Below are 12,823 nucleotides of genomic sequence, written 5' to 3'. Positions count from 1 at the left end.
GCCATGAAACTCCGGGACATCGCGCACGCCCGCTCCGGCGACAAGGGCAACATCTCCAACATCTCGGTCATCGCGCTGGACGAGACCGACTACCCGTTCCTGGCGGAGCATCTGACGGCCCAGAGCGTCGCCACGCATTTCCAGGGAATCGTGACCGGAACGGTGACCCGCTACGAGCTGCCGACCCTGGGGGCGCTCAACTTCGTGCTGACCGGGGCGCTCGGCGGCGGGGTCACCCGCTCGCTCGCCCTGGACGCCCACGGCAAGGCGCTGAGTTCCGCCCTGCTCGATCTCGAACTGCCGAACCGCAACCGGCAGAACAACAACCAATATGGAGGGGAACGCCCATGACCAAGAAGAAGACAGCGTCCACGAATACGGCGCCCGCGCGCCCGCGCCTGACGGCACTCCTGGGCGCCGCCGCCGCCGTCCTCATGTCCGCCGCGGTCCAGGCCCAGGCCGCAGATCCGATCAAGATCGCCTACAACGGCGACATTTCCGGCTCGCCGTCGGCGGAATCGGGGCAGATCGGCGTGCTCGGCATCGGCGCCGCGGTCGAGGACATCAACAAGCGCGGCGGCGTTTTGGGCCGCCCCCTCGAATTCCTGGTCCGCGACGACCTGGGCCAGCCGCCCAAGGCGATCCAGAACATGACCGACCTGATCGACCGCGAGAAGGTCTCGGTCGTCTTCGGCCCGACCAATTCCGGCAACGCCCTGGCCTGGAAACACATCGCCAACCAGAAGCGCATGCCGGTGCTGGTCTCCAGCGCGTCGAGCACGGCCATCACCGAGGGGCCGTCCAGCGGCAACTACCTGTTCCGCGTGTCCATGGTGGACCGCGAGCAGGCCGCCGCCCTGCTGGCCTACGTGAAGAAGAACCCCGAGGCGAAGGCGGTCGGCTTCTTCGTCGAGACGACCGGCTACGGACAGGCGGGGCTGAAGGATCTGGAGCAGATCGCGGCGCTGCACGGCATGAAGCCGGTCTCCATCGAGAAATTCGACGCCCGCGACACCGACATGACCTCGCAGCTGTCCAAGGCCAAGGCGGCGGGTGCGGACACGCTGGTTGTCTGGGCGCAGGCGGCGCCGCTCGGGCATCTCGTGCGCAGCATGGAGAAGCTGGACTATTTCCCGAAGGTCTTCACCACCTGGGCGGCGTCCTTCAGCGGCTTTCCCGAGGTCGCCGGGCCGAAGCTGATGGAATGGCCGGTCTTCCTGACCACCTCCAGCGAGCGCAAGTCGGCGGAAGCGGACTCGCTGTTCGCGCGGATCGGCCCGAAGCTGGCCAATCCGTCGATGTTCTGGGCGGCGTCGCAGGCCTACGACACGGTCCTGCTGTGGGCCGCGGCGGCCGAGCAGGCCGGCGACACCAAGGGCGAGGCGGTGCGCGCCGCACTGGAGTCCCTGAACAAGCCGGTCGCCGGCATGGTCAAGACCTACGACAAGCCCTTCTCCACCACCCAGCACGAGGGGCTGACGGCGGCGGATTATCACTGGTCGCGCTGGAAGGACGGCAAGGTCGTCGATTTCAACGACCCGGTGCTGGCCGGGCTGCAACCGGCGGACTTCAAGAAGTGACGCGGCCTGCCAACCGTCACGGAGGGTGACCCCATGCTGCAAGCCATCATCGGCGGGCTGACGCTGGGCAGCGTCTACGCCCTGATCGCCCTCGGCTTCAACCTGACCTACACCACCACGCGGACGCTGAACTTCGCGCAGGGCGACTTCGTTTCGGTCGGCGCCTTCGTCGGGCTGGGAACGGTGGGGGTGCTCACCGCGGCGCTCGGCGCCGACGCGGTCGGCTATGTCTGGCTCTACGCGCTGGCGGCGGTCGCCGCGGCGCTGGCGATGGGGGTGCTGGGGCTGCCGCTGTATCTGGCGGCGATCCGGCCCTTCGCCGGCAAGCCGGGCATGTCCTGGGTGGTCAGCACGATCGGCTTCGGCATCGTCCTGCAAAGCGCCGCCCTGTCGGTGTGGGGGCTGGGAGCGCGGATGCTGCCCGCCCCCTTCGGCGACGAGGTGTTCCGCGTCGGCGAGGCCGGCTTCCGCTCGCAGGAACTGGTGGTGCTGGTCCTCGCCTTCGCGATCCTGGGGGCGTTCGACGTCGCCATGCGCCGCACGGCCATTGGCCGCTGCATGAGGGCGGTGGCGCTGAACCGCGACGCCGCGGCGCTGATGGGCATCGACGTGCCCCGCGTCATGGCGATGGCCTTCCTCGCCAGTTCGGCGCTGGCCGGGCTGAGCGGCGTGCTGGTCGCGCCGATCCTGTCGGCCTCCCTCTTCATGGGGGTCATCATCGCCCTGAAGGGCTTCTCCGCGGCGATCATCGGCGGCCTGACCAACCCGCGCGGCTGCATGGCCGGCGGCCTGCTGATCGGTCTGGTGGAGTCCCTCACGGCCCTGTGGAGCGCGCAATGGCGGGAAATCATGGTCTTTCTCCTGGTCATCCTGGTGCTGGCCATGGCGCCCAACGGCCTGTTCGGCCGGAAGCTGGTGGAAAAGGTATGATGGAGGCCTCCGTACTCCGGCCGGCGGCCCGCCGCTTCGCCCTGCTGCGGGCGGCTCCGGCCCTGGGCATCGGCGCGGCGCTGGTGGCGCTCGCCCTGACGCTCAGCAACGATTTCTACCTCTACGTCGCCTTCATGGCCGGCGTTTACTACATCTGCGCCTCCGGCATGAACGTGCTGGCCGGCTATGCCGGGCAGAAGTCGCTCGGGCAGGCGGGGCTGTTCGCGGCGGGGGCCTACACGGTGGCCCTGCTGACGACCCGGCTGGAGGTCCCGCCGGCGCTGGCGCTGGCCGCCGCCCCGCTGGTGGCCGCCGCGGTCGGCGTGCTGATCGCCCTGCCGTCGCTGCGGGTGAAGGGACCCAGCCTCGCCCTGGTCACGCTGGCCTTCGGGCTGGTGGTGGAGAAGCTGGTGACCGAATGGACCGACCTGTTCGGCGGCGCCCAGGGGATCTACGGCATCGCCCCGCTGGCGCTGGGCGACGAGCCCTTCGCGCTCAAGCACTGGGTGGTCCTGGTGATCGTGCTGGGCGTGGCGGTCCATCTCGTCCTTTCGCATCTGCTGAACGGGCGTTTCGGCCGGGCGCTGCTGGCGCTGCAAAGCGACGAGATCGCCGCGGAGTGCGCGGGCATCTCGGTCTACCGCTACAAGACGCTCGCCTTCGTGCTGGCCGCCGCGCTGTGCGGGCTGGGCGGCGCGCTGGTGGCGCAGCAGAACCAGTATTTCAATTCCGACTTCGTGACCTTCCACCTGTCGGTCTTCATCCTTCTGCTGGTGCTGCTGGGCGGGGCGGGCAACATCTACGGACCCATCGCGGGTGCGGCGATCCTCACGTTGACCGAAGTGTTCCTGGCGCAATGGCCGTCGGTGCAGCACTTCATCTACGGGGCGATGCTGCTGTTCGCGCTCTACCTGATGCCGACGGGCGTCGCCGGCGCAATCGCGCGCGTCCTGCCCCGCCGGATGGCCGTCCTGGATGGGGTGGAGACTCCCCCGCTGACCGCGATGGAGCGCGGCCGGGCGGAGCCGTCCGCCGGCCCCCTGCTGGAGGTGACCGACGTCAGCAAGGCGTTCGGCGGCGTGGTGACCGCCGACAAGGTCGGGCTGCGGCTGCACGCCCACCGGATTCACGCCCTGATCGGTCCCAACGGCGCCGGCAAGAGCACCCTCATCAACATCCTGACCGGCGTCATCTCCGCGGATTCCGGGACGATCCGGCTGGCCGGTCAGGACATCACCCGCGGCACGGCCCACGCCCGCGCCGCCCGCGGCATCGCCCGCACCTTCCAGAACCTGCGTCTGTTCGGCTCCATGACGGTGCTGGACAACGTGCTGATCGGCGCCCATGCGCGGATCGGCGTGACCGGGCGGGAGGAGGATGCCGTCGCCAAGGCGAAGGCCGTCCTGGACTTCGTGGGCCTGGGCGAGCACGCCGGGGCGCTGGCCGGCAGCCTGCCCTACGGCCTGCAACGCCGCGTCGAGCTGGCCCGCGCGCTGGCCGGAGACCCGGTCCTGCTGCTGCTGGACGAGCCCGCCGCCGGCCTGAACCCGCGGGAGACCGCCGAGCTTGGGCAACTCATCAAGCGCATCGGCCAGCTCGGCGTCGCGGTGCTGATGGTGGAGCACGACATGGGCTTGGTGATGAGGATCTCCGACGAGATCGTCGTCCTCGATCGGGGCGTGGTGATCGCCGAAGGCGCGCCCCGCGACATCCAGACCAACCCCCGCGTCATCGAGGCCTATCTGGGCCGCGAGGACAGCCCGGCTCCGGACGGGCCGGAACTGGACAAGGAGGAGCGCCCATGCTGACCGTCACCGACCTGAGCGTCTCCTACGGGCCGATCCGCGCCTTGCGCGGGGTGTCCATCCGGGTCGGGGCCGGCGAGATCGTCGCCCTGATCGGCGCCAACGGCGCCGGAAAGAGCAGCCTGCTGCGCGGCATCACCGGCCTCATCCCGGCGGCGGGGCGGGTGACCTTCGACGGCCGACCGATCGACGGGCTGAACACCCCGCAGCGCGTCGCGCTGGGCGTCGCCATGGCCCCGGAGGGGCGGCAGATCTTCACCGACCAGACGGTTCACGAGAATCTGCTGCTCGGCGGGCATCTGCTGCGCGGCCGGCCGCAGCGCATCGCCGCCAACATCGACCGCTTCTACGCGCTGTTCCCCCGGCTGTTGGAACGGCGCGACCAGATCGCCGGCACGCTGAGCGGCGGCGAGCAGCAGATGCTCGCTATCGCCCGCGCCCTGATGACGGAACCCAAGCTGTTGATTCTCGACGAGCCCTCGCTTGGGCTCGCGCCCATCATCACCGCCGACATCTTCAGGACGCTCGTCGGTCTGCGCCGGGACGGCATGACCATCCTGCTCGTCGAGCAGATGGCCAACCAGGCGCTGGCCATCGCCGACCGCGCCTATGTGCTGGAAGGCGGGTCGATCGTGCTGGAGGGCGCCGCCGCCGCGCTGCGCCGCGATCCCCGCATCCGCGAAGCCTATCTCGGCGGCGACTTCGCCCATCACGCGGCCTGACCGGCGGCGCTTATCCCAATCGGCCGCCGATCGGCGGCCCTGCCACACTCAAAATTCGGATGCCCACCATGCCCCTGCCTTCCTATGATTGCTTCATCGACGGCCAATGGCGCCCGGCCCATTCGCGCCAGACGCTGGAGATCCTCGATCCCGCCGACGGCGCCGTCCTCGCGCGCATCGCCCGCGGCGGCGCGTCGGACATCGACGAGGCCGTGCGGGCCGCGCAGGCGGCGCTGCCGGGCTGGGCCGATTGCGTACCGGTGCAGCGCGGCCGCGTCCTTCACGCCATCGCCCGCCGCATCCTGGAGGAGCAGGACCGCCTCGCCCGCATCGAAAGCCAGGACACCGGCAAGCCGCTGGCCCAGGCCCAGGCCGACGCGGTCGCCGCGGCGCGCTTCTTCGAGTATTACGCCGGCGTCGCCGACAAAGTGCTGGGCAGCTCCATCCCGCTCGGCCCCGACTATGCCGACTTCACGGTGCGCGAGCCGCTGGGCGTGACGGCGCAGATCGTCCCCTGGAACTACCCGTTGCAGATCGCCTCCCGCGGGCTGGCGCCGGCGCTGGCGACCGGCAACACGGTGGTCCTGAAGCCCGCCGAGCTGGCCTGCCTCAGCGTGCTGGAGCTGACCCGCATCTGCCACGAGGAGGGGCTGCCGCCCGGCGTGCTGAACGTCGTTCCGGGTCTGGGGCAGGAGGCGGGTTACGCCCTCGCCGCGCACCCCGGCGTCAATCTGGTCGTCTTCACGGGGTCGGTCGCGACCGGCGCCCAGGTGATGCGCACCGCGGCGGACAACATCGTCCCGGTGCTGCTGGAGCTGGGCGGCAAGTCGCCGAACATCGTGCTGGCCGACGCCGACCTCGACGACGCGCTGCCGGTGCTCCTGAAGGCGGCCTTTCCCAACTCGGGCCAGACCTGCTCGGCCGGGTCGCGCGTCCTGGTGCAGCGCGCCCGGCACCGTGAACTGGTCGACCGGCTGGCGGCGCTCTGCCGCAGCCTGAAGGTCGGCCCCGGCCTGCAAAACCCCGACATCGGCCCGCTGGTCAGCCGCGCCCAGCAAGGCAAGGTGCTGGATTACATCGGCATCGCCCGCGACGAGGGAGCGGAGGTCATCACCGGCGGGACGCCCCTGCCCGGCGCCGACCTCAGCCACGGAAACTTCGTGTCGCCGACGCTGCTGGACGGCGCGCGCCCGGAGATGCGCGTCCATCGGGAGGAAATCTTCGGCCCGGTCCTGACCATCCTCCCCTTCGACGAGGTCGAAGAGGCGGCGGCGCTCGCCAACGCGACCGACTACGGGCTGGTCGCCGGCATCTGGGGCCGCGACGTCGGCGCGACCAACTGGCTGGCCCGCACCGTCAAGGCGGGGCAGATCTTCATCAACTGCTACGGCGCCGGTGGCGGCGTGGAGCTTCCCTTCGGCGGGTACCGCAAGTCCGGCTTCGGGCGTGAAAAGGGTCTCGACGCACTGCTGTCCTACACGCAGGTCAAGAACATCTGCACCCGCATCGCCCTGCCCCGCCGCTCCTGAGCCCTTCCGCACCACGAGGCCCCCGCCATGTCCGCCTTCCCCGTTTCCTCCTTCTCCTGCCCGACGAAGATCCTCTTCGGCGTCGGGGCGCACGAGCAGCTTCCCGACGTCCTGCGCGAATGGAACGCCGTGCGCCTGTTCGTCCTGCTGGACCCGGCCCTGGCCGACAGCGTCATCTTCCGTCGGATCGAGGCGCTTCTGACCGGCAGCGGCGTCGCCCTGTCCGTCTTCACCGGCATCGAACCGGAGCCGGGCGACTGGACGGTGCAGGCCGCCTACGAACGCTGCCGCGAGCAGGACGCCCAGGCGCTGCTGGCCATCGGCGGGGGGAGCACCATCGACGTGGCGAAGGCGGTGGGCATCCTGATGACCAACGGCGGCCGGATCGCCGATTATGAGGGGATCGAAAAGTTCGCGATCCGTCCGCTGCCATTGATCGCCGTGCCCACGACCGCCGGCACCGGGTCGGAGGTGTCGGGGGCCTGCGTCATCACCGACACCGCCCGCAAGACCAAGATGGCCATCCGCCACGCGGCCTTCAGCCCGGCGCAGGTCGCCATCCTCGATCCCCTCGCGGTCGGCTCGATGCCGGCCCATGTCGCCGCGCACGCCGGGGTCGACGCCTTCGTGCACGCCTTCGAATCCTACCTGTCCAAGCGGGCGACGGTCTTTTCCGACGCTGTGAACCTGCACGCGATGACGCTGATCGCCGGCAGCATCCACCCCTTCGTCGCCGACCGGACCAACGTTCCGGCGGCGCTGGACATGCTGTGCGGGTCGGCGCTGGCGGCGATGTCCTTCGGCGTCACCGGCCTCGGCAACGTGCATTGCATGGCGATGTCGGTCGGCGCCCTGTTCCCCGTCCCGCACGGCCTGGCCAACGCGGTCTGCCTGCCCTACGCCGCGGCCTTCAACGTGCCGGCCAAGCCGGAGCGTCTGGCCCGGGTCGCCGAGATCCTGGGGGTGGACACCGCCGGTCTGCCCCCGGACCAGGCCGCGGCGGCCGCCGTGGACGGCCTGCGGACGCTGTGCGCCGATCTCGGCATCCCGCCGCGCCTGCGCGATGTGGGCGTGACCGAGGATCGGCTGGACGAAATGGCCCGGCGCAGCTATGTGGCCGATTACAACCGCTGGAATCCGCGCCACACCAGCGAGGCGGATTTCCAGGAGCTGTTCCGCGCGGCCTTCTGATCTGAAGCGGGCGGGCCGCCGCCGCGAGCCCATCCTTGCCGGTGCGGTGGCCGGCTGCGGAGGTTCCCTCACCGTGGCCGAGAGCTGCGCCGGATCTGGTTGTGGCTCATGGCGAGACCGTATCGGAGCCGAAGCACGTCGTTCCCCTTCCTCATCGCAGTCCTCGTTCCCGGCGTGCCGTTTCCCCTTTTGGTTGAGGGGAAACGGCACGGGCCGTTACTGATGCGACAAGGGCGCGAGAAGCTTCTCGGCCGCTCGCCCCGTTCCCCTGCTCATGCCGCCGTACAGGCGGTTCACTTCCCTCCGGTCGTCCTGTTCCGTTTCGTACGCACTGTGCAGCCCTCGATCAGCGCGGCGATCTGGCCATCATCCGCATCGCCGGCATCGCCAAGCCGGAGCGGGTGGGCTGATTGCACCCGGCGCCGCAGGTCGGTCGATGCCCAGGCGGTGTGCGCTCTTGCCGGCTTGGTACGAGGTGCGAGCAACCCTGGGTTTCCCAAAATGCGGTGTCGTTGAGTGACGTCGGCAACAGCGATAATGTAGCCATCATCGTTCGACGTGCTGCGGAGAAGTTCTTGGTGGAGAGTGAGTTGCCGACCGGCGTTGGCGGGGAGCCGCTGTCGGGCGAGCGGCGATTCGAACTGCTCGTCAACAGCGTGCACGATTACGCCATCTACATGCTCGACCCGCAAGGGATCGTGACCAGCTGGAATCCGGGTGTCCAGCGGTTCAAGGGGTACACAGCCGCGGAAATCATCGGCCAGCATTTCTCGCGCTTTTACACCGATGACGATCAGCGTGCCGGAGTGCCGCAGCGGGCGCTCTCCATCGCCTCGATCGAAGGAAAATTCGAGGCGGAAGGTTGGCGGGTCCGCAAGGACGGCACGCGCTTTTGGGCCCATGTCATCATTGATCCCATCCGTGACGACGCCGGGAAGCTGATTGGCTTTGCCAAGATCACGCGCGACGTCACCGAGCGCAAGCAGGCGCAGGAGGCTCTGCAACAGAGCGAGGCACGCTTTCGCCTGCTCGTCCAGGGAGTGGTCGACTACGCGATCTTCATGCTCGATGCGACCGGGCATGTCACGAACTGGAATTCCGGTGCCCAACGAATGAAGGGCTACGCTGCCGAGGAGATCATCGGAGAGCATTTTTCCCGCTTCTACACCGCTGAGGATCGTGCCGCCGGTATCCCGCTGCAAGGGTTGCGCACCGCTGAGCAAACCGGAAAATTCGAAACCGAAGGCTGGCGGCTCCGTAAGGATGGCACCCGCTTCTGGGCCAGCGTCGTCATTGACGCGATCCGGGATGACAACGGGCGCCTCGTCGGTTTTGCCAAAGTCACCCGCGACATCACCGAACGCAAGCTGGCGCAGGAAGCGTTGGAAGAAACCCGCGCGGCACTCTTCCAGGCGCAGAAGATGGAAGCCGTGGGCCAGCTGACCGGCGGCATCGCGCACGACTTCAACAATTTGCTTCAGGCCATTGGCGGCAGTCTGGAGGTCATCGAACGGCGGCTCATGACGGGGCATGGCGACATCGAGGCGTATGTGACCGCCGCCAGAACCTCGGTTGATCGGGCGAAGACTCTGACACAAAGGCTGCTCGCCTTTTCCCGCCGACAACCGCTTCAACCCGAGCGCACCGACCTCAAGACGCTCGTGGCTGGCCTGCGGGACCTGATCGAACGTTCGGTCGGCGAGGCGATCCGGGTCGAGACGCGGCTGGCTCCCGAGTTGTGGCCAATCTGGGCGGACGCCAACCAGGTCGAGGCTGCGCTGCTGAACTTGGCCATCAACGCCCGCGATGCAATGCCCCATGGCGGACAACTCACCATCCAGGGCGTCAACATCCATCTGGATGCAACCGCGGCGGCTTTGGAGACCGGAGTGCGGCCCGGCGACTACACATTGCTTGAGGTGGCCGACACGGGAACCGGTATGCCGCCGGACGTTCTCGACCGTGCCTTCGAACCATTCTTCACGACGAAGCCGCTTGGTCAGGGAACAGGGCTGGGGTTGAGCCAGATCTATGGCTTTGCCCGTCAGTCGAGTGGGTATGTCCGGATCGACAGCGAAGTGGGACATGGAACCTCCGTGAAACTGTACCTGCCTCGCTCTCACGAAGCGGAAACTCTCGCATCCGCCCCTGTGAAGGCCCCCGATCAGCCGCAGCAGCCGGCGCCGGGAACCGTGCTGGTGGTGGAGGACGAACCGATTGTCCGCATGCTGCTTGTGGAAGCGCTCCGGGAGCAGGGGGCGACGGTCTGGGAGGCCGAGGATGGAAACGAAGCCTTGGCCATCCTCAACTCCCCGGTGGGGATCGACCTTCTGGTAACGGATGTCGGCTTGCCAGGAATCACCGGACAACGGGTTGCGGAAACAGCCCGGTCATTGCGGCCGGACCTGAAAGTCATGTTTTTGACTGGCTACACCTGCAATGCCGTGCTGGACAAGGAACTGCTGGCGCCACACACACGACTTTTGAGCAAGCCCATTGCCATTGACCAGTTCCTCGCCCAGGTGAATGCAATGCTGCGCGACGGCTGAAAATTCTTTGGCCTCCCTCATCCCTGGTTAGGCGGTATCCTGTTCCAGCAGGCCGCAGGTGAAGTCGGGCTGGTTCACCAGGGGACCGATGCCGTCCGCTTCAGTGCTGTCGGCTCTGTCGCAGCGTTTTCGCAATGGCGGAAAACGGGGAAATCCCGACCTCTTCCACCAACGATGTCGGACGTGCAGTCGGGCCTTTTTTTATCTGGTCTTTGCACATCGTTGCGCCGGCCGGAGCGCCACAACGGCTGGGCTCCCAGCCCATCCAGGCCAAAAGACAATGCCCTGTTTTCATCTCTCCTTTCCTTACCGGAACGGTGAAGAGGAGCTGCTGTTAAGACCCCAGTGGCCCAGCCGGAGATGACGTCATGGCGAACGATCAAGGTCCCAAAAAGTTTGGTGTTTATGAAGCTGCAAGCGCAGGTGGTCTCAATTGGACGTGGATCATCGTCGGGCTGATCGTGATCGCGATCCTCCTGTACTTTTTCTTGCGCTAGGGTGCGTCATGGCCAGCGACCGCGAAGAGGTCGTTCCGCTTCATGAGGAAACCGCCTCGGTTGGCAAACGCCAGGTCGAGCGCGGTCGTGTGCGGGTGACCACCAAAGTCACCGAGCATGAGGAACTCGTCCGGCAGGCGCTGAAGCGCGAGGATGTCGAGATCGTTCGGGTCCCGGTGAACCGTGCCATCGATGCCCGTCCGGACATCCGCCAGGATGGCACCACAACCATCATCCCGGTGGTCGAGGAGATGCTGGTGGTCGAACGTCGGCTGGTTTTGCGGGAAGAGATCCATCTGCGCAAGACCACGAGCACCGTCCAAGCCGAGCAGCCGATCACTCTCCGTTCGGAAGAAGCCATCGTCGAATTCATTGACGAACCTGGGGTGCGGGATGCCAGGACCGACCAACCCAACGAGGACTAGGCTCATGAACAAGACCATCATTGCCCTTTACGATACGCGCGCCGACGCCGAAGCCGCCCTGCAGGATCTCGAAGCCGAAGGCTTCGACCGCAGCGTCGGTGAGATCGTCTCGCACAGCGACGCCGGTGGCGGCGGTGGCTTCCTGTCCCGCCTGAGCAATTGGAACGTCCCGGACACCGATGCTCACGTCTATGCCGAGGGGATGCGGCGTGGCGGCACGCTTCTGAAGCTGCGGTTGGACGATGAGGACGTGGATCGGGCCATCGCGGTTCTGGAGCGCGGTACCGTTGTCGATATCGAACACCGGGGCGAGGCGTACCGCTCGAGCGGATGGACGGGTTACGACGAGACGGCCGCGCCATATGACGAAGCGTCGGCCGCCGAGGAGCGGGCACGCTATGCAGTTGGCGGGGCGGGAAGCAATGCCCAGCTCGGCAACGCGGCCGAAGCATTCCGCAACGTGAACACGACCGACACCACGGCGGATGCCACGATGAACACCGGGGTTGGCAGCGGTCGCGAAGAGGTGGTTCCGGTCACCGAAGAGGAGTTGTCCATCGGCAAGCGCGCCGTGGAGCGCGGGGTCGTGCGCGTGCGCACCTATGTGATCGAAACACCGGTCGAGGAGCAGGTTCGTCTGCGCGACGAGACGGTCTCGGTTGAACGCCGTCCCATCATGCGCGAGGTTGGAGACGTTCCGGCCGACGCGTTCCGTGAACGCACCATCGAAGTGAGCGAAACCGACGAAGAGGCGGTGGTCCAGAAGCGCGCGGTGGTCAAGGAAGAGGTGGTCATCCGCAAGGATGTCGAGGAACGCGCCCAGACCGTGTCGGATACGGTTCGCCGCACCGAGGTTGAGGTTGAGGACGGCCGAACCGGACCGTCGCGCACTGGGGTGGAGAACACCGGGCGCCGGGACGACATCGAGCGGTAACGCTCACAGTAGGCACCTCACAAAGATCAAGGGGCGGCCGTCGCCGCCCCTTGTTCCGCACACGGACCGACCACAGGGACGCAGCGCGTACGGAGCGTCCAACGAATTTGTCCGCTCCGTTGGGAATGAATGGGCGTCCGGCTGTTAAGAGCCAACCGTTCCCGTTTCCCCTGACGCAATGTGCCATGCCTGATTCCGCGTCCTTGATGCAATTCGACCGCGCCGCTTTTCGGTTGGACCGGTCAATGACCTGCGTCGCGCCGGCCGAAGGTGCCCTGGCAATTGAGCTTGCCAGATGCGCCGCCTGTTCACAGGCGGCGCCATTGGTCGTAACCCGCAGCGACACCCGGGCTGTCCGGCTCGCCAGGGTGATCCGGGACGCCGCGCCGGACCTGGACGTCGTGCTTATTCCAGGTTGGGACGTCCCCCTTGGCGAGTGGGACCAGCCATCGCGGGCTGTGCTCGGGCAACGCGCCGCCGCCATCGCCGCCTTGTCCCGACCGGCCAAAGGCGCCGGGCGGCTGGTTCTCGCGACCGCCGAGGCGGCGCTGCAACGTATTCCGCCCCCCGATGCCTGGCCCGACGTCGCGCTGTTCATCGCGACGGACACCCTCTATGACGAGGAAGCTTGGCGGAAGCGCCTGATTGCCGGCGGCTACAT

Annotated in this window: 11 protein-coding genes; all 11 read left to right on the top strand. The window is 67.5% G+C overall.

What is annotated here, in order from left to right; translation table 11 throughout:
* Window positions 1-3: 3 nt before the first annotated feature.
* The 11 genes from ACWPN7_RS28925 (at window position 4) to ACWPN7_RS28875 (ending at window position 12,162) form a co-directional block, all read left to right on the top strand.
* Complete coding sequence (locus tag ACWPN7_RS28925) at window positions 4-351, top strand: AtuA-related protein (RefSeq protein ID WP_174437671.1); 348 nt, start codon at window positions 4-6, stop codon at window positions 349-351.
* Window positions 348-1,580 carry an ABC transporter substrate-binding protein gene (locus tag ACWPN7_RS28920; protein ID WP_459197431.1) on the top strand — a complete coding sequence of 411 codons (1,233 nt, stop codon included), beginning with the start codon at window positions 348-350 and terminating at the stop codon, window positions 1,578-1,580. The genes ACWPN7_RS28925 and ACWPN7_RS28920 overlap by 4 nt, the downstream gene beginning before the upstream one ends.
* Before the next feature lie 33 nt (window positions 1,581-1,613).
* Window positions 1,614-2,510: a branched-chain amino acid ABC transporter permease gene (locus tag ACWPN7_RS28915; protein WP_137117434.1), complete on the top strand. Its 897-nt coding sequence runs from the start codon at window positions 1,614-1,616 to the stop codon at window positions 2,508-2,510.
* Window positions 2,507-4,318, top strand: coding sequence for a branched-chain amino acid ABC transporter ATP-binding protein/permease (locus ACWPN7_RS28910; RefSeq protein ID WP_459197432.1), 1,812 nt, complete (start codon window positions 2,507-2,509; stop codon window positions 4,316-4,318). The genes ACWPN7_RS28915 and ACWPN7_RS28910 overlap by 4 nt, the downstream gene beginning before the upstream one ends.
* A complete protein-coding gene (locus ACWPN7_RS28905; protein ID WP_459197433.1) occupies window positions 4,312-5,037 on the top strand; it encodes an ABC transporter ATP-binding protein in 726 nt (241 codons plus the stop codon). The genes ACWPN7_RS28910 and ACWPN7_RS28905 overlap by 7 nt, the downstream gene beginning before the upstream one ends.
* 68 nt (window positions 5,038-5,105) lie before the next feature.
* Window positions 5,106-6,566 (top strand): aldehyde dehydrogenase family protein, encoded by a 1,461-nt coding sequence (locus ACWPN7_RS28900; RefSeq protein ID WP_456531828.1) that lies wholly within the window; start codon window positions 5,106-5,108, stop codon window positions 6,564-6,566.
* A 27-nt stretch (window positions 6,567-6,593) separates the two neighbouring features.
* A complete protein-coding gene (locus ACWPN7_RS28895) occupies window positions 6,594-7,757 on the top strand; it encodes an iron-containing alcohol dehydrogenase (protein ID WP_459197434.1) in 1,164 nt (387 codons plus the stop codon).
* 512 nt (window positions 7,758-8,269) lie between these two features.
* Window positions 8,270-10,306: a hybrid sensor histidine kinase/response regulator gene (locus ACWPN7_RS28890; RefSeq protein WP_492273543.1), complete on the top strand. Its 2,037-nt coding sequence runs from the start codon at window positions 8,270-8,272 to the stop codon at window positions 10,304-10,306.
* 368 nt (window positions 10,307-10,674) lie between these two features.
* Window positions 10,675-10,803 (top strand): hypothetical protein, encoded by a 129-nt coding sequence (locus ACWPN7_RS28885; RefSeq protein ID WP_257722226.1) that lies wholly within the window; start codon window positions 10,675-10,677, stop codon window positions 10,801-10,803.
* Between the two features lie 8 nt (window positions 10,804-10,811).
* Window positions 10,812-11,228 carry a YsnF/AvaK domain-containing protein gene (locus ACWPN7_RS28880; protein ID WP_103039891.1) on the top strand — a complete coding sequence of 139 codons (417 nt, stop codon included), beginning with the start codon at window positions 10,812-10,814 and terminating at the stop codon, window positions 11,226-11,228.
* A 4-nt stretch (window positions 11,229-11,232) separates the two neighbouring features.
* Complete coding sequence (locus ACWPN7_RS28875; RefSeq protein ID WP_459197436.1) at window positions 11,233-12,162, top strand: YsnF/AvaK domain-containing protein; 930 nt, start codon at window positions 11,233-11,235, stop codon at window positions 12,160-12,162.
* The last annotated feature ends 661 nt before the right edge of the window (window positions 12,163-12,823 follow it).

The sequence above is a fragment of the Azospirillum sp. UENF 312511 genome (assembly GCF_058780635.1).
This window is presented reverse-complemented; position numbering and strand designations above follow the sequence as displayed.

Coding starts and splice junctions, on each gene's coding strand:
- ACWPN7_RS28925 (WP_174437671.1), top strand. CDS start 4: ATGAAACTCCGGGACATCGCGCACGCCCGCTCCGGCGACAAGGGCAAC.
- ACWPN7_RS28920 (WP_459197431.1), top strand. CDS start 348: ATGACCAAGAAGAAGACAGCGTCCACGAATACGGCGCCCGCGCGCCCG.
- ACWPN7_RS28915 (WP_137117434.1), top strand. CDS start 1,614: ATGCTGCAAGCCATCATCGGCGGGCTGACGCTGGGCAGCGTCTACGCC.
- ACWPN7_RS28910 (WP_459197432.1), top strand. CDS start 2,507: ATGATGGAGGCCTCCGTACTCCGGCCGGCGGCCCGCCGCTTCGCCCTG.
- ACWPN7_RS28905 (WP_459197433.1), top strand. CDS start 4,312: ATGCTGACCGTCACCGACCTGAGCGTCTCCTACGGGCCGATCCGCGCC.
- ACWPN7_RS28900 (WP_456531828.1), top strand. CDS start 5,106: ATGCCCCTGCCTTCCTATGATTGCTTCATCGACGGCCAATGGCGCCCG.
- ACWPN7_RS28895 (WP_459197434.1), top strand. CDS start 6,594: ATGTCCGCCTTCCCCGTTTCCTCCTTCTCCTGCCCGACGAAGATCCTC.
- ACWPN7_RS28885 (WP_257722226.1), top strand. CDS start 10,675: ATGGCGAACGATCAAGGTCCCAAAAAGTTTGGTGTTTATGAAGCTGCA.
- ACWPN7_RS28880 (WP_103039891.1), top strand. CDS start 10,812: ATGGCCAGCGACCGCGAAGAGGTCGTTCCGCTTCATGAGGAAACCGCC.
- ACWPN7_RS28875 (WP_459197436.1), top strand. CDS start 11,233: ATGAACAAGACCATCATTGCCCTTTACGATACGCGCGCCGACGCCGAA.